33 protein-coding genes, 1 tRNA gene and 1 pseudogene are annotated in these 25,712 nt (G+C 39.5%); 13 read left to right on the plus strand and 22 right to left on the minus strand.

All coding sequences use genetic code 11. The features are described from left to right. The first annotated feature begins 133 nt into the window (after window positions 1-133). Window positions 134-637, plus strand: a complete 504-nt coding sequence (locus ACFINA_RS06600) for a MerR family transcriptional regulator (RefSeq protein WP_375615271.1) — start codon at window positions 134-136, stop codon at window positions 635-637. 1,043 nt (window positions 638-1,680) lie between these two features. Here the strand turns inward: ACFINA_RS06600 and thrS are convergent. From thrS to ACFINA_RS06615, 3 genes are all read right to left on the minus strand, one after another. Beyond that, window positions 1,681-3,657 carry a threonine--tRNA ligase gene (gene thrS, locus ACFINA_RS06605; protein ID WP_375615272.1) on the minus strand — a complete coding sequence of 659 codons (1,977 nt, stop codon included), beginning with the start codon at window positions 3,655-3,657 and terminating at the stop codon, window positions 1,681-1,683. Between the two features lie 109 nt (window positions 3,658-3,766). Next, on the minus strand, window positions 3,767-4,117 hold the full coding sequence (yidD, locus tag ACFINA_RS06610; protein ID WP_375607118.1) for a membrane protein insertion efficiency factor YidD: 351 nt from the start codon (window positions 4,115-4,117) through the stop codon (window positions 3,767-3,769). Beyond that, window positions 4,118-4,546, minus strand: coding sequence for an iron-sulfur cluster assembly scaffold protein (locus ACFINA_RS06615; protein WP_375607119.1), 429 nt, complete (start codon window positions 4,544-4,546; stop codon window positions 4,118-4,120). It abuts the gene before it with no gap. A gap of 125 nt (window positions 4,547-4,671) precedes the next feature. On the opposite strand from ACFINA_RS06615, the gene folE reads away from it, so the two are divergent. The 6 genes from folE (at window position 4,672) to ACFINA_RS06645 (ending at window position 10,143) form a co-directional block, all read left to right on the plus strand. Beyond that, window positions 4,672-5,283, plus strand: coding sequence for a GTP cyclohydrolase I FolE (gene folE, locus ACFINA_RS06620; protein ID WP_375615273.1), 612 nt, complete (start codon window positions 4,672-4,674; stop codon window positions 5,281-5,283). A gap of 137 nt (window positions 5,284-5,420) precedes the next feature. Next, window positions 5,421-5,505, plus strand: a tRNA-Leu gene (locus ACFINA_RS06625). Window positions 5,506-5,698: 193 nt separating this feature from the next. Further along, on the plus strand, window positions 5,699-6,871 hold the full coding sequence (locus tag ACFINA_RS06630; protein ID WP_375607121.1) for an alpha/beta hydrolase: 1,173 nt from the start codon (window positions 5,699-5,701) through the stop codon (window positions 6,869-6,871). 137 nt (window positions 6,872-7,008) lie between these two features. Continuing rightward, window positions 7,009-7,515 (plus strand): hypothetical protein, encoded by a 507-nt coding sequence (locus ACFINA_RS06635; protein WP_015856440.1) that lies wholly within the window; start codon window positions 7,009-7,011, stop codon window positions 7,513-7,515. A gap of 649 nt (window positions 7,516-8,164) precedes the next feature. Next, window positions 8,165-9,322 carry a tyrosine-type recombinase/integrase gene (locus tag ACFINA_RS06640; protein WP_375614655.1) on the plus strand — a complete coding sequence of 386 codons (1,158 nt, stop codon included), beginning with the start codon at window positions 8,165-8,167 and terminating at the stop codon, window positions 9,320-9,322. Between the two features lie 272 nt (window positions 9,323-9,594). After that, the gene (locus ACFINA_RS06645) at window positions 9,595-10,143 is read left to right on the plus strand and encodes an antA/AntB antirepressor family protein (protein WP_375614654.1); all 549 of its coding nucleotides are present in this window, start codon (window positions 9,595-9,597) and stop codon (window positions 10,141-10,143) included. 169 nt (window positions 10,144-10,312) lie between these two features. Here ACFINA_RS06645 and ACFINA_RS06650 read toward each other — a convergent pair whose 3' ends face one another. The 4 genes from ACFINA_RS06650 to ACFINA_RS06665 are packed head-to-tail and all read right to left on the minus strand — an operon-like array spanning window position 10,313 to window position 11,540. Continuing rightward, on the minus strand, window positions 10,313-10,525 hold the full coding sequence (locus tag ACFINA_RS06650; RefSeq protein WP_375614653.1) for a hypothetical protein: 213 nt from the start codon (window positions 10,523-10,525) through the stop codon (window positions 10,313-10,315). After that, window positions 10,518-10,721, minus strand: a complete 204-nt coding sequence (locus ACFINA_RS06655; RefSeq protein WP_375607124.1) for a hypothetical protein — start codon at window positions 10,719-10,721, stop codon at window positions 10,518-10,520. The genes ACFINA_RS06650 and ACFINA_RS06655 overlap by 8 nt, the downstream gene beginning before the upstream one ends. Continuing rightward, on the minus strand, window positions 10,654-10,881 hold the full coding sequence (locus tag ACFINA_RS06660; RefSeq protein ID WP_375607125.1) for a hypothetical protein: 228 nt from the start codon (window positions 10,879-10,881) through the stop codon (window positions 10,654-10,656). Before ACFINA_RS06660 ends, ACFINA_RS06655 begins: the two co-directional genes overlap by 68 nt. Beyond that, window positions 10,878-11,540 carry a lysozyme gene (locus ACFINA_RS06665; RefSeq protein WP_375614652.1) on the minus strand — a complete coding sequence of 221 codons (663 nt, stop codon included), beginning with the start codon at window positions 11,538-11,540 and terminating at the stop codon, window positions 10,878-10,880. The genes ACFINA_RS06660 and ACFINA_RS06665 overlap by 4 nt, the downstream gene beginning before the upstream one ends. Window positions 11,541-11,701: 161 nt before the next feature. Between ACFINA_RS06665 and ACFINA_RS06670 the strand changes: the two genes are divergently transcribed. Together ACFINA_RS06670 and ACFINA_RS06675 are read left to right on the plus strand one after the other, a co-directional pair. Continuing rightward, window positions 11,702-12,004, plus strand: coding sequence for a type II toxin-antitoxin system RelE/ParE family toxin (locus ACFINA_RS06670; RefSeq protein WP_212113015.1), 303 nt, complete (start codon window positions 11,702-11,704; stop codon window positions 12,002-12,004). Continuing rightward, the gene (locus ACFINA_RS06675) at window positions 11,991-12,311 is read left to right on the plus strand and encodes an addiction module antidote protein (RefSeq protein ID WP_011180241.1); all 321 of its coding nucleotides are present in this window, start codon (window positions 11,991-11,993) and stop codon (window positions 12,309-12,311) included. Before ACFINA_RS06670 ends, ACFINA_RS06675 begins: the two co-directional genes overlap by 14 nt. A 43-nt stretch (window positions 12,312-12,354) precedes the next feature. Here ACFINA_RS06675 and ACFINA_RS06680 read toward each other — a convergent pair whose 3' ends face one another. The 11 genes from ACFINA_RS06680 to ACFINA_RS06730 form a co-directional block, all read right to left on the minus strand. Next, a complete protein-coding gene (locus tag ACFINA_RS06680) occupies window positions 12,355-12,633 on the minus strand; it encodes a hypothetical protein (protein ID WP_375615274.1) in 279 nt (92 codons plus the stop codon). Next, complete coding sequence (locus tag ACFINA_RS06685; protein ID WP_375614650.1) at window positions 12,630-13,358, minus strand: phage antirepressor KilAC domain-containing protein; 729 nt, start codon at window positions 13,356-13,358, stop codon at window positions 12,630-12,632. The genes ACFINA_RS06680 and ACFINA_RS06685 overlap by 4 nt, the downstream gene beginning before the upstream one ends. Window positions 13,359-13,609: 251 nt before the next feature. Further along, window positions 13,610-14,194, minus strand: coding sequence for an antA/AntB antirepressor family protein (locus ACFINA_RS06690; RefSeq protein WP_375615275.1), 585 nt, complete (start codon window positions 14,192-14,194; stop codon window positions 13,610-13,612). A 311-nt stretch (window positions 14,195-14,505) separates the two neighbouring features. Continuing rightward, entirely contained in the window at window positions 14,506-15,813 is a 1,308-nt protein-coding gene (locus ACFINA_RS06695) for a contractile injection system protein, VgrG/Pvc8 family (protein WP_375615276.1), read from the minus strand. Continuing rightward, window positions 15,810-16,034, minus strand: coding sequence for a tail protein X (locus ACFINA_RS06700; RefSeq protein ID WP_039760481.1), 225 nt, complete (start codon window positions 16,032-16,034; stop codon window positions 15,810-15,812). The genes ACFINA_RS06695 and ACFINA_RS06700 overlap by 4 nt, the downstream gene beginning before the upstream one ends. Beyond that, on the minus strand, window positions 16,031-16,411 hold the full coding sequence (locus ACFINA_RS06705) for a phage tail protein (protein ID WP_375615277.1): 381 nt from the start codon (window positions 16,409-16,411) through the stop codon (window positions 16,031-16,033). The genes ACFINA_RS06700 and ACFINA_RS06705 overlap by 4 nt, the downstream gene beginning before the upstream one ends. Window positions 16,412-16,416: 5 nt before the next feature. Next, a complete protein-coding gene (locus ACFINA_RS06710) occupies window positions 16,417-18,486 on the minus strand; it encodes a phage tail tape measure protein (protein ID WP_375615278.1) in 2,070 nt (689 codons plus the stop codon). Continuing rightward, window positions 18,483-18,596, minus strand: a complete 114-nt coding sequence (locus ACFINA_RS06715) for a GpE family phage tail protein (protein WP_375615285.1) — start codon at window positions 18,594-18,596, stop codon at window positions 18,483-18,485. Before ACFINA_RS06715 ends, ACFINA_RS06710 begins: the two co-directional genes overlap by 4 nt. 23 nt (window positions 18,597-18,619) lie before the next feature. Then, window positions 18,620-18,880, minus strand: coding sequence for a phage tail assembly protein (locus tag ACFINA_RS06720; RefSeq protein WP_375615279.1), 261 nt, complete (start codon window positions 18,878-18,880; stop codon window positions 18,620-18,622). Between the two features lie 2 nt (window positions 18,881-18,882). Continuing rightward, window positions 18,883-19,389: a phage major tail tube protein gene (locus ACFINA_RS06725; RefSeq protein WP_375615280.1), complete on the minus strand. Its 507-nt coding sequence runs from the start codon at window positions 19,387-19,389 to the stop codon at window positions 18,883-18,885. Next, a complete protein-coding gene (locus ACFINA_RS06730) occupies window positions 19,389-20,780 on the minus strand; it encodes a phage tail sheath subtilisin-like domain-containing protein (protein WP_375615281.1) in 1,392 nt (463 codons plus the stop codon). Before ACFINA_RS06730 ends, ACFINA_RS06725 begins: the two co-directional genes overlap by 1 nt. A gap of 472 nt (window positions 20,781-21,252) precedes the next feature. Here ACFINA_RS06730 and ACFINA_RS06735 point away from each other — a divergent pair, with 472 nt between their 5' ends. From ACFINA_RS06735 to ACFINA_RS06745, 3 genes are all read left to right on the plus strand, one after another. Next, a complete protein-coding gene (locus ACFINA_RS06735) occupies window positions 21,253-21,774 on the plus strand; it encodes a Rha family transcriptional regulator (RefSeq protein WP_375615282.1) in 522 nt (173 codons plus the stop codon). Between the two features lie 122 nt (window positions 21,775-21,896). Continuing rightward, on the plus strand, window positions 21,897-22,148 hold the full coding sequence (locus tag ACFINA_RS06740; protein WP_375607138.1) for a type II toxin-antitoxin system prevent-host-death family antitoxin: 252 nt from the start codon (window positions 21,897-21,899) through the stop codon (window positions 22,146-22,148). Next, window positions 22,141-22,527: a hypothetical protein gene (locus ACFINA_RS06745; RefSeq protein WP_375614644.1), complete on the plus strand. Its 387-nt coding sequence runs from the start codon at window positions 22,141-22,143 to the stop codon at window positions 22,525-22,527. Before ACFINA_RS06740 ends, ACFINA_RS06745 begins: the two co-directional genes overlap by 8 nt. 9 nt (window positions 22,528-22,536) lie before the next feature. Here ACFINA_RS06745 and ACFINA_RS06750 read toward each other — a convergent pair whose 3' ends face one another. Then, the gene (locus tag ACFINA_RS06750; protein WP_375615283.1) at window positions 22,537-22,833 is read right to left on the minus strand and encodes a HigA family addiction module antitoxin; all 297 of its coding nucleotides are present in this window, start codon (window positions 22,831-22,833) and stop codon (window positions 22,537-22,539) included. Between the two features lie 153 nt (window positions 22,834-22,986). On the opposite strand from ACFINA_RS06750, the gene ACFINA_RS06755 reads away from it, so the two are divergent. Continuing rightward, window positions 22,987-23,280 carry a type II toxin-antitoxin system HigA family antitoxin gene (locus ACFINA_RS06755; protein ID WP_375614642.1) on the plus strand — a complete coding sequence of 98 codons (294 nt, stop codon included), beginning with the start codon at window positions 22,987-22,989 and terminating at the stop codon, window positions 23,278-23,280. Here ACFINA_RS06755 and ACFINA_RS06760 read toward each other — a convergent pair. The 3 genes and pseudogenes from ACFINA_RS06760 to ACFINA_RS06770 form a co-directional block, all read right to left on the minus strand. Further along, window positions 23,277-23,528, minus strand: coding sequence for a hypothetical protein (locus tag ACFINA_RS06760; RefSeq protein WP_375614641.1), 252 nt, complete (start codon window positions 23,526-23,528; stop codon window positions 23,277-23,279). The two genes, ACFINA_RS06755 and ACFINA_RS06760, sit on opposite strands and share 4 nt — an antisense overlap. 9 nt (window positions 23,529-23,537) lie before the next feature. Continuing rightward, the gene (locus tag ACFINA_RS06765; protein WP_375614640.1) at window positions 23,538-24,884 is read right to left on the minus strand and encodes a Bgr_08870 family protein; all 1,347 of its coding nucleotides are present in this window, start codon (window positions 24,882-24,884) and stop codon (window positions 23,538-23,540) included. 13 nt (window positions 24,885-24,897) lie between these two features. After that, window positions 24,898-25,712, minus strand: a pseudogene (locus tag ACFINA_RS06770) (DUF4815 domain-containing protein); the annotation flags it as partial.

Raw genomic sequence — 25,712 nt, forward strand, 5'->3', positions numbered from 1 at the left:
CTTTGTTTTTTAGAAAAAGACTGGTGAGTAAGGTGTCAATGATGGTCTTATTTTTGACTAATTTTGTTGAGAAATTGAAACAGAATGAGTCATTGTAAAGTAATTTATTTTGTTTTAAATAAGGTGTTACGAAATGGATAAAAGCTCTGATGCTTTTCGCACAATTAGCGAAGTAGCGGAGTTATTGGAGCTTCCGCAGCATGTCTTAAGATTTTGGGAAACACGTTTTAGGCAGATTAAACCAATGAAACGTGGGGGAGGAAGGCGCTATTATCGTCCGGTCGATGTTGATTTGCTCAATGGTATTAAGCAGTTACTATATGATCAGGGTTATACGATAAAAGGTGTGCAACGCCTTTTGAAAGAAAATGGTGTTGCTTTTGTGACTGCATTGGGTAATGGTGATCTTGATGCTATGAATGTGGTCATAGAGAAGAAACATGCAGGACAAACTTCTGAAAATGCAAGCAATAAGCCTAAAAAATCTTCTTTTGGGCTTTTGAGCTTCATGAGGAATGAGGGAGAAACATCTGTCGGTTCTTTGAATCTTTACAAAGACAAAACTGATAAAGCATTGTTACAAGAAATTTTGTTTGAACTCATTGAATGTAAGCGTGTTCTTGATAGAGCACGATAATAATAATATTTTTTATTTTATATGTGTTTCGTAGATATTTAGACGTTTTATGGATGTGCTCAGAATTTAATACGTTCAACGAGAGGTCATGTACCGTATGTGTATATTTAACGAGTTTTTTATAAGAGTTTTTAATTTGGTAAAATATGAAGAGGAAAAAGAATAAACGCTGAGTTTTGCCATTTTTCTTTGATTTAGCTTTATAAAAATTAAGGCAATATCTCATCAGTGTAGATTGCGGGATGTAGAATGCCGTTGGCTTACCGATTCATGTGCTTGTTTTAAAGAGATGTTTCTTAAGCTTATTTTGCCATGATTCTTCGTGAATGATATAATGGTAAACTCTGCTGAATGTCGCTATTTTTACATTTATGAAGGAGCAAGTCGGCATCATCATTATAGTTATAGTCTGTCCTCAATGATTGCAACGATCCTTAGCACTTTAGGCGGTTCATTGTAGGCATTTTAAAAGTCCTTTCTCAATAATTTTTATCCACACATTTATTCCGCTTGTTTGGTGCAAGCAAATGATTTTGATAGATTCAACATAAACATATTTAAAATAAGAGAATCCTATGATATTCAAAGCTTTATTTAATATGAATAACGATATATTATGATTATAAATCAATATCTTGTCTTTTTTATAAGGGCTTATCTTATGAATAAGACATATCATTGTTTAGGTAATTTTACATATTTTTTATTAATAAATATAATCTTGTTTCCAGTTTTCTTGCTTGATATTGCTATCATTATTGTAATGATCTATCCATGATAATAGCAGAATCTTTTCATTATAAAGGTAAAAGATTAATGTTATTATTAATATTCAATTGGCTATGATTTTTTCATTTAAACAAGCTCATAGCTTACATTCAATTTTTTCACCAATCTACCTTGTAGAGAAAGAGCCGTTATTCTTTCTGATGATAGGTCATTGTGCATGAAACAAAAACACACTACAATATCAAATTATTTCATTTTGTACAAAAACTGAAGATTTATAGTAAAAAATTAACGTATTACAATTTTCTGTGATATTACGCATTTATTACGCGTTGCAAATCTGGAGGTGTTGCCTCATTTGAGAGTTGTTTAATTACATCTTCTACAGATAAAAGGGTTTGATTTGTACTTCCTAAGCGGCGCATATTTACGCTATTTGTTTCAGCTTCACGTTTGCCACATACCAAAATTACGGGGACTTTTTGTAAAGAATGTTCTCGTATTTTATAGTTAATTTTTTCATTGCGGAGATCTATTGTTGCGGAAAGCCCAGTAGCTTTAAGTTTTGCTGTTATTTTTTGGGCATATTCATTTGCTTCGGATGTAATTGTTGCAACAACAATTTGTTCAGGAGCAAGCCAAAGTGGCATATGTCCAGCAAAGTTTTCGATTAATATACCAAGGAAACGCTCCATTGATCCAAAAATAGCACGGTGGATCATAACAGGTTGACGTTTTTCTGAATCTTTATCAATATAGAATGCACCAAAACGTTCAGGGAGATTAAAGTCTATTTGTGTTGTTCCACATTGCCATTCACGACCGATAGCATCCTTTAATGTATATTCAAATTTTGGACCATAAAATGCTCCTTCACCTGGAAGGATGCTTGTTTTGATTTGTCCTGCAAATTTTGTTTCAATCGTTTTAAGGACAGATTCCATGATACTTTCTGCGTGATCCCATAATGCATCAGATCCAACTCGTTTTTCTGGACGTGTTGAAAGCTTAAGACTGATTTCTTTAAAACCAAAATCAGCATAAGTTGATAAAATAAGATCATTAATACTGAGACATTCATCGGCTAATTGTTCATCAGTACAAAAAATATGCGCATCATCTTGTGTAAAACCACGCACACGCATAAGACCATGTAAAGAGCCTGAAGGCTCATAACGATGAACAAGTCCAAATTCAGCAAGTCTAATAGGCAAATCACGATAAGATTTTAAACCATGTTTAAAAATTTGCACATGACCAGGGCAATTCATTGGTTTAAGAGCATAAACATTCCTATGATCTGAATTTTCTACTGCTGGAATTGCTTTGAACATGTTCTCCTTATACCAGCCCCAATGGCCAGATATTTCCCAAAGTGACCTATCGAGAACTTGTGGCGCATTAACTTCAGCATATTGATGATCATCAAGGCGCCTACGCATATAGTTGATCAAATTTTGGAACATTTTCCAGCCTTTTTTGTGCCAAAAAATCATTCCTGGCCCTTCTTCTTGAAAGTGAAATAAGTCCATTTCACGTCCCAAACGGCGATGATCACGTTTTTCAGCTTCTTCTAGCATATGGAGGTAGGCTTTTAAGTCATTTTCATTTGCAAATGCTGTTCCATAAATTCTCGTGAGCATTGGATTATTGGCATCGCCACGCCAATAAGCGCCTGCAACTTTCATTAATTTGAAAGCATTCCCAATTTGCCCTGTAGATTGCATGTGCGGTCCGCGACAAAGATCAAACCACTCTCCTTGATAATAAACTTTTAAATCTTGATTTTCAGGAATGCTATCAATAAGTTCAACTTTATAAAATTCCTTTTTCTCAGAAAAAACTCTTCTCGCTTTTTCACGAGACCAAATTTCTTTTCTAAAAGGTTTATTGCGTTGGATAATTTCACGCATTTTCTTTTCAATGACAGTGAGATCATCTAATGTGAAAGGTTGTTGGCGTGCAAAATCATAATAGAATCCATTTTCAATGACAGGACCTATTGTTACTTGCGTTTCAGGAAAGAGCTCTTGCACTGCTTCAGCAAGGACATGGGCGCAATCATGCCTTATGAGCTCAAGAGCGCGTGAGTCTTCTCGGGTAATAATCTCTACTTGACCAGATTGTCCCAATGGATCCGATAAGTCTCGCGTGATGCCATCAAGACTATAGGCGACTGCTTTTTTTGCAAGTGATTTAGAAATAGATTCTGCTAATTCCAAGCCTGTCATTTCGGGGGGGTAATTATGTTTTGAGCCGTCAGGAAAAGAAAGAGAAATAGAGCAAGACATAAAAACACCCTTTAAGTCCAATTCCGCCAACGATTGCGGATGGTTTCGTGACTAAGTAAAAAACTTATAGACTAATCTTTCTATCAGTACATATAAAAAAAGAAAAGGATTATTTATTGTGTTTGTCAGAAATTTTCCAGTAACGCCAAGGTTTATAAAAACAGCAAGAATTTCCAAGTGATGGAGGGACTGGATCAAAGCCATCTGTTCCAAAGGGCCCACAACGCATGATACGAAAGAGTCCCATCCATGCACCAGCCCAAAGCCCATGGCGTGCAATCGCTTCATATGTATATTCTGAACAAGTCGGGGCATGGCGACATTGATTGCCTATAAGACTCGAAAGTGTTATTTGATAGAAACGTATTAAGAAAATACCCAATAATCGTCCGGGTGTCTTTTGCCAAGTGCCTGTGTAATTCCGAGTCAACTTTTTTTGTCTAGATTGTGATTTGAACATTTATTTTTCTTCAATTTTTTGAATGCAGTCTATCGTTGCATCAAAGGGTAGTAGTGTTGCTGCATGGCGCACTTTATAGTCTTTAATGGGCTGTAAGCAAGAAAAATCCTCAAATGGAGCTTGAGGAGAAGGACCATTTTGCGTTAGCATTTGGTAGATAACTTCACGCAATATTTTAAGATCTTGAGTTGTTTGTCCGATGATATGAGATGCTAAAAGTGAAGCTGAAGCTTGCCCTAGCACACATGCATGTATTTCGTGAGCAAAATCGGTAATAATACCATTTTCCACTTTTAAATCTACAGTGATTGTCGAACCACAAAGGTGTGCATGTTTTCTTGATGTTGCATCAGGATTATTAAGACGCCCAATTTTGCCTATATGTGCAGCATATTTAAGTATTTTATCATTATAGATAGTATCAATCATGCGCTATTGCCTGAAATTTTGAGAGTCGTGATTGTTTAAACTTTTAATTCGCTTATATAGAGATTATACAAAATGAGATAGGTATGGAGCAAATGCTTTGTATAGAATAAGCTTGGAGTTTTTGAATGCGTAATGTTGTTAAAGAGGACACAAATTTATCTGAAGAAAAGCGTCCGAGTATTGAAGAGGTGGAAGAGGCGATTCGTACATTACTCTTATGGATAGGGGAAAATCCAAATAGAGAAGGGCTTTTAGATACTCCAAAACGTATAGCCAAGGCATATCGCGAGCTTTTTAATGGTTATAGTCAATCGGTTAAAGAAACCTTAGGTACAGTTTTTGAAGAGGTTTCAGGATACAATGAAGCCGTAATCGTAAAGAATATATCTTTTTATTCACACTGTGAGCATCACATGATCCCAATTATTGGGAAAGCACATATAGCATATCTTCCTAATACAAAAATTGTTGGTCTTTCAAAAATTGTACGTGTTGTAGATATTTTTTCTCGTCGTTTACAAACTCAAGAAGCTATGACAGCGCAAGTGGCTCACGCGTTAAAAACGTATCTGAAGCCTCATGGTGTCGCAGTATTGATTGAGGCTGAGCACATGTGTATGGCTATGAGAGGAATCCAAAAACAGGGCTCTACAACAATTACAAAAAACTTTCATGGTTATTATGAAAAAGATCAAGCGGCACAAGAACATTTTATGATGATGGTTCAAAGGTCATAGTAAAGCCCATATTTCTCGTAATCTCTATTAAGTTATAAAACATCCGGATAAAATAAATTATGAGAAAAAGAAAATTGGCTTGTACCTTTCTTTATGATTTGTTAAAGGCTAAAAACCAAGGTTTTTTCTTTCCACGTGCGGTCGTGGCGGAATTGGTAGACGCGCAGCGTTGAGGTCGCTGTGGGGCAACCCGTGGAAGTTCGAGTCTTCTCGACCGCACCAGTTAGCAGTGAGTTTCTCCATAATGAGATGAAGTTATGTTAGAGAGAGGGGATTTATAGGCATTATAGAAAAATCTTTTTTGTATGTTATTTGTTGGTGTGTTGCCAATAATGTTTCGTTTTTTATTACTTTATCTATGCATTTGAAATGTTATATTTTTATAAGGTGGGGTTAAGTTGCAGTGAGAAGTATAATGATTCTGAGATATTTAACACTTCTTATTTGTATTTCTTTATTATCAGCGTGTAGTGATTCACGTGCTGTACTTTGGCATGGGGTACATGCAACACCTTCTATGACTGCCGTAGAAAGGGAAGTTGAAGGGAAACCAGTTTCTCCAAAAGCCATCGTTCCAGTGTATGTTGCAACAAGTCGTATGATGCAAAATAATTACGCTCAACCTTATGGTGCAGAGCGATCAAATAAAGTTCATTATAATCGCGTTGACGTAGGAATTCCTCAGCAACATGTAAAGGGAGTTGTTGAAATAAATGCCTATAAACCTACGCATGATAAGTATTTTGCAGCAGTAGCATTGCAAAAATACGATAATAAAGAACAGTTTAAACAGCAATTAAATGCTGCTTTAGCAAAAAAGCCAAAAGGAAAAAGAGAAATTTTTCTTTTTATCCATGGGTATAATAATAATTTTGCAGATGGTACATTTCGTACAGCACAGTTTACACACGATTATTCTTTAAATGTTGTCGCTGTGCATTATTCTTGGCCTTCGGCCGGATCAGTTCCTCTTTATATTTATGATCGTGACAGTGCTAATTTTGCCCGTGACGGATTGATAGAGCTTTTAACACTTATTAGTGAAACCAATGCTGATCAAATTTCGGTTATTGCACATTCTATGGGCAATTTTGTTATAATGGAAGCATTTAGAACGTTAGCGTTACAGGGAAAATATAGGCCTATTCGTCGTATTACAAGTTTATTAATGGCTGCACCAGATATTGATGTTGATGTATTTGAGCGCCAACTTAATGATATAAAAAAACTCCCGCAGCCAACCGCTATTTTAGTATCCAGAGCGGATAAAGCTCTTGCCGTTTCAGGACGTCTTACGGGTGGACATCATCGTGTGGGCGATGGCTCAGATATCGAAATGTTGCGTAAAAATGGAATAGCTGTTCTTGATTTTTCTCATGTGGATGGGGGAGCACACAATGTCTTTGCATCTTCGCCAACGTTGATGGCTCTTTCTCGAGAAGGTTCTTTGGCTTCCACAATTATGCAAGGTACAGAATTGTCACCTAGTCAAGCCCTTCTTGCTGATGGTAGTAGTGTGTTGGAAAAAACAACACATCTTATCCTTTATACACCTGTACGTTTTCTCTCTCCACGGATTCCACGTTGATCGTGAAAAGAGAGAAAGGGCTCCATCGAATAATGTATTGGAGGTAATATTTTTTAGCACTTTCTTTAGAATGGTCTTGTAAAATGAAAAATAAATAGCGGGATGAATGTAAAAAACAGTCATTAGGTGAGTTTGTGATGATTGCACGGAAACGCTATGTTAATACGCCTACAGTTGTTGATTATTTATCTCATTCCGCAATTAAGTTATTAGACATTCATGCTATGCTTGTGAAGGTGAGAAAAGGTGATATGGGGGAAAAACCAAATTTATTGCGTCAAATTGATTCTACAAAAAAACAGTTAGATGAAATAAGCCATGCTCTTATTTTAGAATATCGTAAACGCCAAGAAAATGAGCGTTTTTTAAAACAAATTCTGCTATCTATTTCTGATCAACTTTTTGCACTTAATAATGGTTTTAAGGAAACAGGACGTCTTTTTTTTCAAGAAGTTAGAATACTTCAATCTCAGATGCAATGTTTATATGAGGGAAAGGAGAGGCTGCATTTGTTGAATAGCCAAGAATCTTTTTGTTCTCCGTCAAAGATTGATGAAGTCATTAAACAGTTACAAAAAGCACGAGAAAAGCTTATTCTTGAAAGTCCACATCTCTTTGAAAAAAGCACAAAAGCTAAACAATAAAAGTTCTTTAGTTGAGCAGATAGATAATTTGAATTTTACAGCAAAAACGCTGTTAGATAGAAGGCTACAACCTTTTTAAAGAAAAGAATTTGCTTTAATAAATGAAACACATGCCTTATGTCTTTGCTAAAGTTAAGGCTGATGAATTAGGTGGCTTTATTGAAAAAAATGTTTGTGGAAAGAATTTTACAAAAAACTTTCTGATTCTTTTAATAATAGCCCGCCGGATAATTTTACCAATGTTATGAAGTTGTTAGTATATTCATTAGAAACTTAAACTTTAATATTTTCCTTGGTAGAAATTAGCTGAATTTAAAGTATTAAAAAGAAGTTTGATAAAAATAACATATTTTGTAAATTCACGCTCACCTCTACCTTCTCTTGAATTTAAAAACACTCGGAAAATGAAAAGCTACACGTAATTAAAAAACATATGGTGCCCCCAGAGAGCGAATCAGGCTTTAGCAACAAGAATCAAGTTATGTAAATATGTGCAAGAGCATATTGATGTCTATAATTTTTTATGTTCCAATAAAAAAATTAAGAATTAAAGAAAAAATCTCAAATCAAAAAATTAAGGTGGTCTAAAAGGTGGACCCAAAAAGGTGGACGAGCAATGTGTGAAAAGGTGGACGAGAAGGGAAATTAAGTGAGGGGGATTCATAGATTATCAGCATTGCTTGTCAAGTCTGCTTCTCAAGGTAAATACTGTGATGGAGCAGGGCTATGGTTGAATGTTCGAAAAGACAATACGCGCTCTTGGTTCTTTCGTTATACATACCATAACAAACGCCGTGAAATGGGGCTTGGTCCAGTCGCACAACTTTCTCTGAAAGAAGCGCGCGAACTTGCCAAGCATTATAGTGCTATTCTCAGAGAAGGCAATGACCCTATTGTCTTTCGAGAACAAACCGTTTTAAAACAGCAAAGCAACATATTCAGTGAGATTGCAATTGCGGCTTTTGAAAGTAAAAAAGCAGAGTTAAAAAATGAAGGCAAAAATGGGCGTTGGTTTTCTCCGCTGGAATTGCACGTTATTCCACACATAGGCAGCCTCTCTATAGAAAAATTAACGGCTAATATCATTCGCAATGTTCTTGCGCCCCTTTGGCATGAAAAAGCAGATACAGCACGAAAAGCGTTAAACCGTATTAACATTTGCTTGAAATATGCGGCGGCTCTTGGTTTGGAAGTTGATCTACAAGCTTGTATGAAAGCACGCGCCCTTTTGGGAAAGCCCCGTACTACACCAACAAATATTCCTGCTATGCCATGGCAAGAAGTTCCGGCATTTTATCAGAATTTAGATGATAAGATTCTTTCAAATTTAGCACTGAAGTTGCTTATTTTGACGGGGGTACGGTCATATCCATTGCGCTATTTGCGTCTTGAACAAATAGATAAAGATATATGGACGATACCCAAAGAAAATATGAAGGGTATTGTAGGGAAAGTTTCAGATTTTCGCGTGCCATTGAGTAATGAAGCTTTAAAAGTGATTGAAAAATCTCTTCCCTTTGAAAAAAATGGTTTTCTCTTTTCTGGTCTTACCGGCAAACCAATTTCTGATGCAAGCATGGCAAAATATATGACAATTTGTGGTTTGACTTATCGTCCCCATGGTTTTCGTTCCAGCTTACGGGATTGGATAGCAGAGACAACGTCAACACCCTTTGAGATTGCCGAAACTGTTCTTGCACATTCAGTTGGGAGTTCAGTGACAAAAGCTTATATGCGGACAGATTTTTTAGAACAACGCCATGCTCTCTTGGAACAGTGGGCTGCATTTATAACAGGAGATACTTGACAGGATTATAACAATGTGTCTATTGTCGAAGCAGGTGCCTAGAAAACACCTTAGACACATAGCGGATAGATTGCCGATACAATCTTTTCTCAGCACATTAAAGGCTTTGACTCATTGTATGTTACACACATATAATGGCTTTGCCGGGTGTGGTTATGCTATACAATACCCTTTTGGGGAAGGCATAACGACGGGCTATGTGCCGTGTTTTCTAGCACCCGGCGCTCTTCTAGAGTGTCAATAGAAGACATTTAAACACATAGGAGTTCATTATGAACACGCTTATAGAAATTAAAGAAAAAATCGTTGATCAGGAAACTGTTCAAACGGTAAACGCTCGTGATTTGCATGCGTTTTTGGAAATAGGGAAAGATTTTTCTACCTGGATTAAAGATCGCATTCATCAGTATAAATTTGAAGAGGGTAGTGATTTTATAAAAACACAAGATTTGCGGTCCCCAAAATTGGGGAGCGCAAAATCTAGAGCTATTACAGCAATAGATTATCACCTTACCTTAGACATGGCTAAAGAACTTTCAATGGTTGAACGCAATGAGAAAGGTAGACAGGCCCGTCGTTACTTTATCGAGTGTGAAAAAAAGTTAAAAAGCCAATCTGTTGATTATGATAATGATACACGCTTTGATTTGCCAAGTTACTGGGAGGGTATGAGTGCTGGTGAAAAAGCTTTGTATCTTTTAGGTCCAATCCATGTTCGTCTTATTGACGCTTTTAGAGTGGATGAAGAGAATAGAAAATATAAAGCTCTCATTAAAGAAGCTAAGCGGGTTTTAGCAAGATCTGTTACGAAAGCTGCTTAAGTAAACGACATGACTCATCTCCCCGTTTCAAAAGCGGGGAGAGGATAAGGCTTTCAGCTTTTGAAAACCACTGTTTGAGATGTGTAAAACGATATTATCTCTCGCATCTGTGAGGCGCGCGAAATTGACAATTCATTTGCTAAACAGTTTCGCACATCTCAGAATGTATTTAGAGTCGGATATTTGGTTTTTGTGTAAAAACACTTACCAATGCGTCCATAATACGTGAAAAATCAAGCGCTAATAAGATTATAATGAGTACAATCCATTTCGTATAACGAGACATCACTTTTACACTTTTGTAGGTCATGATGATTTCTTGAAGTATTTCTTTTTCTCCTTCTGTAAGTTCTATATCGTCTTGTGTTCTTTTTCTAGCCATGTTTCCACCCACACACACGTTCACCCTGCTTGTTATGCTTTAAGATCTCTCTTGCTAAATTGGAACTGATGACGTTAACATCTTGCCTCTCTAAATAAATTGGCAACCAACCAACACAAGAGACATACTTATTTGTCCCGCAACCAACGAGAGAGAGCAGTACGCACATCAGTATCATTTTTCTGATTAACTTCATTTTCCACCTCCAGCCGTGTTGTTGCTGCCTTTAAGGTTTTTTCTGTTTGCTTTTGCCGTTCTGCCTTTTTTCCAAGGGTAAAAGCTTTTGCCAAAGCCATAAAAAAAGCGGCTAAAGCCGCGCCTGTTAACAGCAGATTTCTTTTCATCCATAAGATCATAGGCGGTGTTCCTGAAAACGTTTAGCAACAAAGAAAATGCCAGCACATGCGGCTAAAACCATGATAGTGGCGAGCGCCCATTGCACTGGACCATTGCCTGCTAATAAGCCTCCAAGCCCTGAAAAAGAACCAATAATCGGTGCAAGAGCTTCGGCTTTGAAAACCCCCGTTGGTGCTTGCGTTTCTACTGTTTGATAATTGGAGGAAACAAAAGCCCCTTTCGCCCATAAGCCTGTTTCTGCTGCACGCCGGTGTGCGAGACCTTCAAGACGCTTACCGCCTGCTTTGGTCCATTTCTGTAGCTCGGCAGGGACAGCTTCATATTCACCTTGATTGAGCTTTTTTAACAGTGTCGAGTTACAAAAGGCTCCTGTTCCTACATTATAGCAAAAGGACACTAACGCCGCGAATTGTTCATCTGTTAATGAAACTGTAACAGCGCGTTCAACAGCATTTTCAAATTGTCTTAAGTCTTGGCAAAGAAGTTCTTCTGCTTGCTTTTCAGTGATTGTCATGCCTTCGTAAATAAAAGGTTTTCCAGCACTGTTTGTATGTCCATAACCTATTGTCCACACCCCAATGGCATCTTTATAGGCGTTTAAACGCAAACCTTCCCATTGTTTGATAAGTGCAAGTCCTTCTGATGATATTTTTCGCATATGCTTCTCCATAAAAAAAGCTCCGCAAAAAGCAGAGCTGGATTAAAAAAATTGACATCTTTCTCATTCGGAAAGATAGCTTGGTTAAGCTTCATGTCGCTTTTTCATTGGAACAAAAGAATGTATTTGACATTGTAATAATTGTATCTTATAAGTTACAAATGTTTACAGTATACAAAACAGAGCATTTTATAAAATGGCTAGATTCTTTAAAAGATGAGATTGCGCAAGCGCATATTGTTAAACGGATAGCAAGAATAGAAACGGGATTTCTTGGAAATGTAAAATTTTTCCGTGGAATTGGAGAGTTAAAAATACATCATGGTCCTGGCTATAGAATCTATTTTGTAAAACAAGGTAAACAAATCATTTTGTTATTAAATGCGGGTGATAAATCTACACAACAAAAAGATATCGAAAAAGCTCTTCAATTAGTAAAGGAAATGAAACATGGAAATTACTAAATTTGATACAAGTGAATATTTCAAGACACCTGAGACACAAAGGATTCTTTTAGAAGATGCTCTTGAAAGCAAAGATAGTAAGTATCTTGCCCATGCTCTTGGTATAATAGCGAAAAACCAAGGAATGAGTAAAATCGCCCAAAATACAGGGCTATCAAGAGAGTCTCTTTATCGTTCTTTAAGCGATAAAGGTGATCCACGCCTTTCTACTTTTCTTAGTGTTTTGAGTGCTTTAGATTTGCAAATGAGTTTAACACCTATTCAAAAGAATTGTAAGGAGCAGAAAGCTTTAGAAGAAGCATCTTAACCACCTCCCCACCTTTGAAGTGGGAAAGGGGCATATATTTTACTTAAGCAACTTTTCTAATAGGGTTCTCTAAATTTGGTTCGTAAGCTTTCAACAAAGAATCCATGCTATGTGGCAGTTCGGAAGCTCCAAAATCTGTTAGAACTGTTAAGATTTTAAGCATACTTGGAACCTCATTCTGAAGTTTTAAAATCAAAACCTTTTCTATTACACTCATAGTATCAACCAGAGCAGTACAATCTTTATCGCTCATATTCTCACGTCTAGAAAATTGAGATAATGCCATCCACAAATTACATAAAAAGTCGACACTGGTATTCATTGCACACCTCCATGAATTTGCTCTCTTAAGCATGCTAATCCTCTGGAGGTAATTTTTGTTGAAGGGAGCACCTTCTCTGTACCATCTGGTCTTTGAATGGTGATAGCAGGGCAGTCCATGAATCCTTTCTTGATTTTATCCTGATAAGGTAACAGAGGCGCCCCTGGAGCCCGTCGATAGACCCAATCATGTTTACGCAAGTAATCCGTTAAATCCTTTGGTCGTACCTCCAACATCTTTGCTGCTTCGATAAGACCAAACAAACCATCAGAACGCTTTAGACCTTCCAAAGCTTCAGCTTTTGGAGCTAATTCTGCAATAACATGATCTTTCTGCTCAATTTGACTTTGTAAGTGATTCAAAACACCAAGTAATGCTTCGGGTTTGGAATAGTCAACTTGTGGTGTTGTTATTTGTCTTTCCAATTCTTGCCAACGGTCAATGATTTTAGCACGTAAAGCAGTACTGTAACCAGATACGAGAATTAAACATTCACGCTTAGGTAAGTTATAACAAGGGCGGCTTTCACCTTTTGCATCAACGTAAGTACCGATAAAATCAACCAATCCAAATTTGGAGCCGTTAAGTTCTTCAAGCATTTTCTTGATATCACGCATAATATGTGCGTGCTGCTTTTTACACAAATCAGCAATTTCACGACTAGACATAGTCCGAGTGGTAGCACTATTAGCAGTGCTTTCTTTAGTTTCTATGAGATTGTTCATAAAGAACTCCTTGCTACTTAGAGGTTTCTTATTGACACTCTACAAGAGTGTCGGGTGTTAAGAAACACGGTAGCAAGTCCGCCGTTATGCTTTTCCCAAAAGGGTATTTTATAGCGTAACTACACCCGACAAAGTCATTATATGCGTGTAACATACAATGAGTCAAAGCTTTTTAATGTGCGGAAAACTGATTATTTCGACAATCAATCCGCTTGCTATCAAGGTGTTTCTTAGGCACCTGATTCGATTATTCATATTGTCGCAATATTGTCAAGTGGCAATGTAATGTTTTTATAAAAGTAATCAGCTAAATCCTTTGGTCGTACCTCTAACATCTTTGCTGCTTCGATAAGACCAAACAGACCATCAGAACGTTTTAGACCCTCAAGTGCCTCTGCTTTTGGTGCTAATTCTGCAATAACATGATCTTTCTGCTCAATTTGACTTTGTAAATGATTCAAGACGCCAAGTAATGCTTCGGGTTTGGAGTAGTCAATCTGTGGTGTTGCTACTTGTTTTAACCGTCTTTCACATTCGATAAAGTATAAACGAGCTTTTCTACCTTTCTTATTATTTTCAAGCATAGAGAGCTCTTTGGCTACGCTTAAGGTGAGATGATAATCTTTAGAGGGACGACCACCTTGGAGGTTTTCCCCAAAATTGGTGAAAACTAAATAATCCTGATTTTCTAATAAATTATATTTGTTGATGCGATTTTTAATCCAATCATTAAAGCGGGCTTTTATCTCTAAAAACGCATGCAAATCACGAGCGTTAACAGTTTGAACAGTTTCCTGATCAATAACCTGTTCTCTAATTTCTATAAGAGTGTTCATGTGAACTCCTTGGTAATAGAGGTTTTCTATTGACACTCTATGAAGAGTGCCGGGTGCTAGAAAACACGGTACCAAGTCCGTCGTTATGCTTTTCCCAAAAGGGTATTGTATAGCGTAACTACACCCGACAAGATCTTTATATGCCACAGCATATAATGAGTCAAAATCTTTAATGTTCAGAAGATTGATTATTTCGGCAATCAATCCGCTTGGTATTTTAAGGTGTTTTCTAGGCACCTGATTCGATTATTCATATTGTCGCCACATTGTCAAGCGGCTTTTGAGATTTTTTGCATTTTTGCTAATTTGACTTATCTGTCTTCCTCGTCCATATGGATGACGCCTTCGCCTTCATCACATGCGTTAGGTGGGGCGTTTGGGTCAAGGGTATCATCTTTGTCTGGTGTGGTGTTTGCAACGTTTCCAGCTGTGTTTTCTTGGGCTTCATCAAAAAGTTCACACTCTATTTTTGTGGTGTAACCACCTGTTTTATCAAGTTTGTGCTTAACACTTTTGATGCGCCATTCTGCTGGAATATAGGGGCGGAAAGGGGGCTCTTGAACAAGCTTTGCTTCCGCTTGTACAAAGGGATCACCACCAATATCACATGAGAAAGAAGATTTCCCACGCGATGATTTATTGCGATAAGCCGCAATGGCTGCAACAGCTTCTGATTGATTGTGGTAGGTATATTTGAGTTCATGAAACGGTGCTTTACCAACTTTGACTTCTTTTTTTTCACCAGTGCGAATATCATGATAGCTTGCGATAACACCGCCTTTTTTCTCTTCTTCTTGCTCTTGATTTTCAGGTGTTTTGGCTTCCGTCTCTACTTTAGGCAAATTGGGGGCGTCATTTTCGTCCATATGGATAACATCTTCGCCTTCTTCAATTTCCTCTGGCTCTCGTGCATCAGCGGCGGCTTTTTGATCATCTCCTGCCTCTGTTGCTAAGCCGTTTGCTGCTCCTGCTTCATCACGCGCACTGTATTTAAAATCCCAAGAGGTACAGAGTTTTTCATGGATAATAACAACGGGGAGTGTTTCACCAGTGATGGCTTTGCCTTCCCCCCGTCTAGCCAAAACAAGCTTGCCATCAACGGGTTTTGCTACCGCATCATAGTCTTCTGCAAGGCGCGTGGCAAAAGCCATATCGCTTTCAGAAGTTTGATCAATGTGACGCACAACAATTTTAGCAAGAGCAGGGTCAACTTTTGGTGTATAGCCATTGCGCTCTGCTATCTCTTGAACAATACTGCCAAGGGTTTGTTGGTGATAGGATTGGCTTTTGGGTGTTCTATAAGACGTATTCATAGAGGCGGCGCGTCCGGTCACGCTTAGGCTTTGAGGCGGGCTGCTTACAGAGATTTCATCAATCAGATAGGCTCCCATATCGCGGTTTTTGCCGCCTTCATAGCCAAGTGTGACAGAAATGATTGTTCCGATGAGAGGAATATCAAGAAAGCCGTTATCACTGTCACGGGCGCGGTCATCAAGCTCTATGGTAATGCGGTCACTTTTGTCTTCTGCTTCATCGGTAATTTCAATCGACAAAACATAGTCCATCAGCGTTCTTGTGATGTCCTCTCCATTTGCCATCACTGTGCAAAAAGGTTTCATGACTGGCTACCCCAAATTCTAATCACCGGTGTGGCTTTAGGATAGGGGAGGGTTGGCAAAACGATTGTGATGCCTGCTTTTAAAATGGGTCCATAGTCTGCAAGACCAAAATTTGCTGCATAAACGCGTTCAACAGCAAGGGCTTGTTGACCCTTTGCATAATATCTCCAGCAAATGGCGTCAACCATATCACCTTCTTTTGTTACGTAAAGATCACTCATAGCTCTTCACCATATTCTCTCAACTTTATCGTAAATTCTTGTTTTTTGGGGGACCCGTTATAGTGAAAAATGCTTTGTTTTTCCTCTACAGAAAGGATAACAAACTTGCCTAAAATTTTCCCCTGACCGGTTACAAGGATATGAGGACCATTATGCGCCATTTGTCGCAAATACTCGATTTGTCCGTGACCGCCTTTAAAATCTGGATAGATCACCCCAGTTAAAGAAAACTCTGCATTTGCAAGGGCAGGCAATTGAAGCGCTGCTTTGCGCCCCAATCGCCCTTGCTCGACCCATGGAATGCCATAAGACATGTCAAGGGTTTGATAAGCAGCTGTTTCAATGGAAAAGATAAAACCACCCAAAGCTAACATCATGGCGCTTAATCCGAAAGGCTAGAGGCTATAGCCAAGCGTTGCTGCTTGGCATAGCGTTCAAGGGCTTGATTGACTGCGTCTCTGATTTCGTCCTTGAGACCATTGGGGACAGAAATATTTAAATTTGAAATCATCACGCGGGCATCTACTTCTACCGGCTTATGAACGGTAATGGGCTTGGGAGCTTTGAAGGCGCCCACTTTTGCATTTGTAGCCTGCATTTGTCCTGTTTCGACTACGCTTGTATTAAAGCCACTCTTGCGTTTTTCAGGGGGGGTATTTGTAACCACTGCTGTATCCAGCATTCTTTTTGCTCGTGTTTTAGTTTCATCAGTAAAGGTTTTAATGGTCTGCGTTGAAGTCTTATCTATTGAGACATTAAACCCTAACTTTTCTTTCACCCAGTTTGGCATCCAACTGGTTAATTTATTCATCATATTGCCAAAACCGTTATACAGAGCATTCCATTTGCTTTTGATGCCCTCCCAAAGCCCATTAATAAGATTGGAGCCTACTTCCATTAAATCAACGCCAAGCAACCATTTAATGAGTTCATTGATTTTTGTCGCAATCCAAGAGAGTGGTGAAAAGTTTTTAAAGAGCGTCAAGAGGTTATTGAAAACGTTACTGCATAAATTAGCCAAAGAACTCAACAAATTTCGTAAGAAATTCATGACCGTATCCCAATTTTTATAAAGCAGATATCCAATTCCAATAAGGGCTGCAATACCAGCCATTATCCAGCCTATGGGGGTTGTCATGATGGCAATACCAAGCGATATAAAAGCAGAACCAACGGCGGTTATTGCTGGAATAAGTGACGCTACAAGAACTGCCCCAACCGCGGCTAAAGATGCTGCTACCCAACCATTGAGTTTGTCCCAATATTGATAGAGGACAAAGAGCGCTGCAATGCCACCCATTAACCAACCGATAGGTGTCGTCATAATTGTGATACCAAGGCTAACAAACGCTGTTCCCACGGCTGCTAATGCGGCAATGAGTGGACCAAAAATGAAGGAACCAAGAGCTACAAGCCCCACCTTAAAGAGGGTTATTTCACCAATCAATGGTTCTAGCCATTGGAACCAGCTTTTAATTTTCTCTGTGAGATCACTGATGCTTTTTCTTAAATCAGAGGTAGGATTAAGCAAATCATTAAGGACTTTTTTTAAGGTTTTTGCCCAGCTCGCAACGGTTGTTTGAATGAGATCACGGTTTTCATCAATCAACTTTGAAAAACCGTCAATCATATCATTGATGACGGGCATAAAACGGGCGCCAATAAAGCTCGCGATACCGCCTATTTTTTTCTTAAAAGCACCAAGCTTGTCACTCAAATCTGCTGCATAGCGTGCAACATCGGCGCCTATGAGCCATTTTCCTTTCCGCGCCTTTGCAAACAGTTCTTTGATAGGCGCCATGCCTTGTGCAAGCATGGTCGCCATTTCTTTACCATCACCCCCAAACAGCAGAGCGGCAATATGCTGTCTTTGTGCTTGGCTTTTCATCTTACTCATCTTGTCGGTAATTTCTTCTAACAAGACAGAAGTGGATTTGAGTTTTCCAGAAGTGTTTTTGACAGAAATGCCAAGCGCTTCAAAACCCATCATGCCTCTTTTTTGTCCGGCATATGCTTGTGCTGAACGCCTATTTAAAACCGCTAAGGATTGTTGAAAAAGCTCGGCAGAAGTGCCTGAATTATCGGCTGCATCACCCCATAATTGAAGTGCCGTAACACTCATATTTAAATGGTGTGATGCGTGATAAAGACTATCTCCCAGATGCATGGTTTTCATGGTGAGGGCGGTCACACTTGCCACAAGACCACCCCCGGCAAGCCCTAAGACACCGGTAAAGACCGAAGCACGACTTGCCGCTGTGCTAAGAGCATTTTGAACGCCATGGAGGCTTTTTGTCATATTTTTAACAGCAGCAGAAAAGCGGGGAATACCCAATCTATGTGAGAGTGTTTTTGACAATGTATCAAATTGTTTTTGAACACGTTTGAGAGGTGCCGTGAGTTTATCTTCAAGAGACAATTTTACCTTTGCATCGGCGACTTTTTCACTCATTTTGTCTTACACCTTTCTGCTGCTTGGTTTCGCCAGAATATGAGTTCTTGTGGTTCCATTTCCATCATGTCTGAAAGGGACCAATGGAACTCAATAGCAATATCGGCTATGAGTTTTGCGGCGGTTTCCCAGTCTAGGTTTCCCGCCGTTTGATAAAAGACTCCAAGATCTCTCCAATATTTGTCAAATCATTGATGTCGAGTTCGCTGATAACCTCATGCGGCCATTCAGAAAGGCGCGCGATCATAGCGATTGTCTGCTCTATACCTTCTTTTTTGTCGATTGCTTGCAAATCTTTTGTTTTGGGGCGCCGTAAAGTAATTGTGGTGTGCTCTTTTCCTTCAAATGTGAGAGGTTCAAGCAATTGATATGTAACATTTTTTTGTAGTGTCATTTTTATAATCCTAAATTGTTTTTATGGTCTGCGAGTTGATTGACGCCATTGAATTTTCTCACCAAGTTGAGGACATCTATCTCAACGATTTCAACGTCCTTCTGGACATATTTGAAATACTGCAATGTGAATGTAGCCGTAGAAGTTGCTTTTCCTCCCGGTTGCCATTCTGCCATTTCAAAGCCTTTGCAAAGCCCTCTCATGGTAATGACAACACCTTCTGCGGGGGTGCCTTGAGCTTGCATTGAACTGCGCAATGAAATGTTGACATCGGTGCGCCCTAAGAGTGCCATCAACTCTGGAGAGCAATCAGAAATGGTCATGCTAAGCGTGAGGGTTTCAAGACCAAGGTCAACTTCAATGGAGCTATCCATGCCACCCCCGCGATAACTTTCAACAACCAAACTCAAATTCGGTAGGGTGACACTTTCACATTTTGCCTGATAGGGAATGCCGTCGACAAAAATGTTAAAATATTTCAAGACTCTGGGTAAAACAGGTACGGTCATTAAAAGATCTCCTCTAAGTAATCATTCACAATGCGTGAACGGAACGTGATATGTTCTGCAGGTGTTGTGGGGGTGAATTCGACATTGAAATAGACTTTGCCGCTCTCAATGGCGCTTGCTGTATTAAGCTCTAGATCAGGCGTACAGCGCCCACCAAGAATGGCACCTTGTGCTTTTAAATCACGCAAATAGGCATTGACGCTTTCACTCACGTCACTCATGTAGTTTTTTTTGATATTGCGGTCGACAGCCCATAGATGTCCGCGCAAAATAGCATCATTGATCATATCCGCGGTGCGCACCACCGATAAGAAAGCAAATTTTGTATCACTTGAAAGGGTGCGATTACCCCAGAGGCGATAGCCGTTTTCCCGAATAATGGTTGTGATGTTTTGTTCGTTAAGAAGGTTAGCGCGGCTTGATCTGTCCCCAATGGAAAAATCAATGGGGCGCGCAGTTCCTACAATGCCATTGATCACTTTATTGGAAGGGGAATGCCAAAAGCCATGGGTAAAATCCGTTTTGGCAATGATACCAGCAACCGCTGCACTTGCCGGCTGTTCTATGATCTTTCCATCACGATTTACCTTTACAAACGGGTCAATGAGAATGGCGCGTTTTGAATCAAAATCCTTTGCCGTACTAAGTGCTGCTTCATCTGTCGTGTTTGGTGCATCAAGCACCACAATGGCGCGCAAACGCTCGGCAATGCCAATCAGTTCTGCTGCTACAGGATTAGAGGTTGCACTGATTTCGGCTTTGGCTGTCGCTCCAGTGCCATCCCCTTCAATCGTCACATTTGGGGCGGTGTGATAATCAAAGCCACCGTTCTTAATGACAACAGAAGTTACTTTTCCATCTTTCAGGATTGCTTCTGCTTCTGCACCGCCGGCAATTTTAACAGTTGCTTGAGTGTAACCACTTCCTTGGTTCGTCACATCAATCTTGCTAAGACTGATAGGGCGTTTGTGTGTAAAGCCTGGAGCGATGAGAATGCGTGGTGTTTGTCCCACAATGGATTGTGCTCCAATCAAAGCATGGACGCCTTCATAAGCACCATTTGCGTTCACACCGCCTAGAACATTGGTGAGTGTTGCATTTTCGTTGTCACCTTCTTGCACGCGTACGACAACGACAATAGCCCCCACTTGCTTGAAAATAAGATCAAGGGCATTGGGTAAAGTGCCGCGTCGTTTACCTGTTGTATCCAGTTTTGCAGTTTGTGAAAGAGAGCCCGTTACCAAAACGGGTGTGTTGAGGGGAAATGCTTGTTCATCGGCATCGGGTGCTGTGCCAACAATTCCGATAACTGCCGATTGAACGGCGCGAAGGGGGCGGGTGCCGTCGTCAACTTCAACGACTTCAACACCGTGTAAAAAACCTGTTGCCATACTTTATGCTCCTTTTAATAATTGGCTAATGAAATGAATGGGAAAAATGAGGGTTGGATTTGAAATCGCACCCTTTAAAACAGTAAAACATAAGAATTTTGGTTCACTCACATTTCAAATGCGAGTGAATAGTAAAGGGTAGCATTTCAAATGCGATCCTTTGAAAACAACAATATGTGAAATAATTTTTTAAAAGCATATTGACACTAATAAACCCTCATGTTACTCGAATCACAAGTGCTAGAAACACTAAACCATTAGCGGATAGGTCACGTAAGATCTCTCCCATGCATTTAAAATACTGATTGTCTTTTATGCTATTATTGGCATATAACGATTTTGTCGGGTGTAGCTATGCTATACAATACCTTCTCACGAGGGGAAGACATAGCGACGGACTAATGGCCGTGTTTCTAACGCCCGGCACCCTTGGGGGTGTCAATAGAGACATTAAAACCATTAGGAGTTCATCATGAACAATTTAGTGACAATCAACAATGATGGCATCGTTGTCACAACCTCTTTAAAAATTGCTGAGGGTGTGGGGAATACGCATAAAACAGTTATACAGTTAGTACGCAATAATCGTAAGGATTTTGAAGAGTTTGGTTCACTTGGATTTGAAATCCAAGTGAGTAAAAGAGACGGTAAAGGTGGTCAAAAGAGAGAAGTTGCTATTCTCAACGAACCACAAGCCACTCTACTCATGACCTATATGCGTAACAATGATACGGTGCGTGCGTTTAAAAAAGCCCTCGTTAAAGCTTTCTATGATTTAAAAAACCAGTTAATTGATAATGACCGTGATACACGCTTTGATTTTCCAAGCAACTGGGATGAAATGGGACCTACTGAAAAAGCTGTTTATATTTATGGACCGCTTCACATGCATCTTGTTAAAGCCTTTACATTAGCAGAAGAGAGCAAACATTATAAAACGCTTGTTGAAGAAGCCAAGCGAGTTTTAGTAAGTCCTGTTGCAAAAGTAGCTTAAGTTAAAAACATGATTTTATCTCCTCGCCTTGAGGCGGGGAGGTAGTTAATGCCGTAAAATATCTTTACATAATACATATTGTACGTATAATACGTATTATACATTAAAGATAGGATGTGCATATGAAAAAATATAGTTTTACAGATGTAAACCGCGGGGCAGGCGATATTTTAGATGAGGCTATGTCTACACCTGTCGCTTTGACAAAACGAGGGCGTGAAAAAATCATTATGCTTCCTGTTGATTTATATCATGAATTAATAAAATCCCGTTCTAGTGTACAATCTTTTGTTTACGCAGATGCACCGCAAAATATATTAGACGATTTAGATCGTGGTTTAGATGACATTTTGAATAGTGATGAACATGTTTAAAGCAGGGGATGTTGTTCAATATTATTATTTATGGCACGAACAAGCGCAAAAAGGTGAACATTTGGGACGTAAAGCGCGTCCTTCTTGTGTTATGGTTAAAACTGAAAGCCATTTCTTTTTGTTTCCTATCACTTCTCAAGAACCTATTAATTTGCAATTTAGCTTAAAAGTACCTGAGATAGAATGTAAACGTGTGGGTTTGCAAAAGCAATCTTGGGTACGTGTTGATGAATTTAATGTTGTTTCTTGCGAATCTTTGTTTGACTTTGAAGATTTAAAACCTCAAGGGCGTTTTAGTCTTTCTTTCATGCGTAAAATTGCACTTAAAATTAAAGAAGTTAAAACAATAAAACCACTTGGAAAAGTTTCTAGAGACTGAGTTATACAATTAAGCAGTATGGAGTGTCGGAACTTTGCTAACATCTATTTCACGCTCTGCATGCCAAGCATCATAATTGGCTTGAAGCTGTAGCCAGAGGGCCGGTCCATTTCCTAACAATTTACCAATGCGAGCTGCTGTTACGGCTGTAACTGGACGTTCTCCTTTAAGAATTCCGTGCAAGTGCTGGCGTGATATTTGAAGAATCCTAGCAATTTCGGTTTTGCTTGCATTTAAATGTTCTAAGGATTCAGCTAAAACTTCTCCTGGATGAGTAGGGCAGCGATTATGATTACGTGTGGTCATAGATAGTTTCCTTTACAATTAATTTTAAAGACTATTACAATTTAGATAGTATGTTATCAATGTTGTGTTATTTAAAGGAATTTAAGAAATGAATATCAAACCAATTCGTACAGAGAGAGAGATTATCAAGAAGCTTTAGAGATTGTGTCTACGATGTTTGACAATCAACCTAAAGAGAATACTCCAGAATTTGATCAAATGGAGGTTCTTGTATTGTTGATTGAAGCGTATGAAGCAGAGCACTATCCTGTTTCTCCTCCTCATCCTATTGAGGCTATTAAATTTAGAATGGAACAAATGAACTTAAGTGCTAAAGATCTTGTTCCTGCGATTGGTCATTTAAATCGCGTTTATGAAATCTTGAGTGGTAAAAGAAAATTAACACTGCGCATGATTAAAAACTTGCACCAACAGTTCAATATTCCACTAGAAAGCCTAATAGCCTAGACTTGATTATCTTTCTCTTGTGGTTCTTTTATGAGCTCTACGGGTGCGTCTATTTCTGCCATTTCAGTAGATGAGAGCTGTTTTGTGTTTTCATCAACAACGGGAGGAGAAAACACTCCGTCCTTATAAGTCCAGCCAATTTGTGCTTCACTTGAGGGGATCGCTTCACCATCAAAGGCGTGAACATAATCTTCTGAGGCTACAATAATATTTGTTACCACACCATTTTCAACAACTGCATATTCCATGAAAAACTCCTATATAAAAAATCTAAACAATACAGCGCCATTCCCGCCATCACCGCCGTCGCTACCAATTTGTCCTGGGAAATAGCCACCACCCCCACCAGATTTATTGTTGTAACTTCTTCCTCCTTTCCCTCCTTTTCCACTGAAACCTCCCTGTGCGGTGCCATCACCACTAGCACCGCCACCGCCGCCAAAAATAGAGTCGCCACCATTTCCACCAGCCCCTGATTTTTCTCCATAGCTACCACCGCCGCCGCCATTAAAAGTAGCATCACTTCCATTTGAACTGCTGCTATTGGATGAATAATAACCTCCATAACCACCACGTGAATCTCCTTGAACGCCACCAGAAGAGCCCGTGCTATTATGTCCGTTAACAGCGCCACCACCGCCACCACCTGCTGTTATAAAGTCTAAAGCACATGTAAAACCACCAGAACCAGCAGTATCCTTGGGTTGACCGGTATAAAAACCTTTACCACCGCGACCAATGACAACTCTTCTTGGACTTCCGGTTATTGAATTTTTGAGATGTGAGCCTTTTATTTTCATGTGTACGCAACCGCCTCCACCACCGCCGCCGCCTTTATAATTACCGCCACCACCTCCACCACCCCATGCCCATACTTCAATATTAGTGTTATCGGTAACACCATCAGGTATGGGGGCTGGACCACTTTCTGTCATCAAAATTTCGAGTGGTTTTTTGTTTAATAAAGCTATCAATTTATCTATTTCACTTTTCGTATAAACAGCTTCTCCATCGACTTTAAGCGGTCCTTTCAACGTGCTTCCCGTTGCGCTTAAACTTGTCACCACTTTGTTATTGTGTATGAGGCTAAGCGACGAACTGCCTATGAGTTCCACATCACCACTCATGGTGACTTTGCTGGTAAACTTATTATAACCTTGCCATTCATTGGCTTGTTGTAGGCGCCCATAACTGGTCAGACCTTCGTTAAGCTTGGCTCTAAATTCATCTAAACCCACAATATCATCAATTCTATGCTGGTGTGCTCCTAATAGTGAGACAGCACTACCAAAGGTGAAGTTGTTATTGCTTGATTTGTAGAGAACATAATTGTTAGCCGCATCCTGTGCACCTTCAATATCGCGTAAATCGGCAAAAGTGAAAGTTTTGTCTGCTGCCATTTTGCCTTTGAGAGCCGCTTCAAGGTCTGTGACTTCGCTTATGCTATGCATATGCTTTGTAGACGCTTTGCTCTCTAGCTTTTCCTCAACATCCGCTAGTGCCTGATCAATCTTGGTGAGGTTTTCCCGCAAGATTGGGAATTCAGAACTGATAAAACGCCCTTCTTGTGGCAATTCCATTTGTAGCTTTTTTGTCTTGGTCATGTCTGTTTTTCCCTCATAATATGCCAGCGCCAAAATCACTCACCATGGACCGCGCAGCAGGTCCACCGGTAAGCGTGAGTTTGAGGCGCGCTTGTTTGGCTGTTTTGTCACTGCTCACAAATTTTCGTTCTGTCCAAAGTGGTTCAGCGAGTTGTTCTGTTTCGTCAAGTTTCAAAGGGGTGAAACCACCATCATCTAGTTGCATCTCCAGTGAAAAGGTTGCACCACCCGGTAAAAAGGTTTTGATATAGCTGGTCAACCTTGCCTTTTCACCAAAGGCAAAAGCACGCGTGACATAGGTCGCTTCCTTATGGATTTTTCCCGCAATCAACTGAATAGGGGCAAATAACACCGGTGAGAGTTTCTCGGTGCCTTTAAGAATAGCGCGAAGCTTGACCTTTTCACTGATATATTCAGTAAGACTGAGCAATTGAAAGGGAAGAAGTTGATAAATTGTGCCATTGTTTCGTTCAATTTCAAAGATGACAGAACACTCACTTGAAGGCAACTCAATGGCTGCGCGTATTTGCAAATCAGAGCAGTCTACAAGGTCAAAGGTGCCTAAATCGACAATCTTTTCTGTTTGCCTATAGCGTGCAGCGAGCACCCGAAAAGCTAAAGCCTCATCTTGATGGGCGCTCCAACTTTGTGCGTTAACAGAAGAAAAGCGTGGACCGGTCACGTAAGGGTGACTTGAGACAAATCTTTGGTGTTCTGCATCAAAATCTCCAAGCTTTGCTAGTGAGATGGCATGATCCGCATCATCGGTTTTAATGATAAAAGCAGTGAGACGATCATTAGGGACTAACAAGGGGACATCATAGCGTG

The organism is Bartonella sp. AC10YNML (genome assembly GCF_042196825.1).
GTDB lineage: Bacteria > Pseudomonadota > Alphaproteobacteria > Rhizobiales > Rhizobiaceae > Bartonella.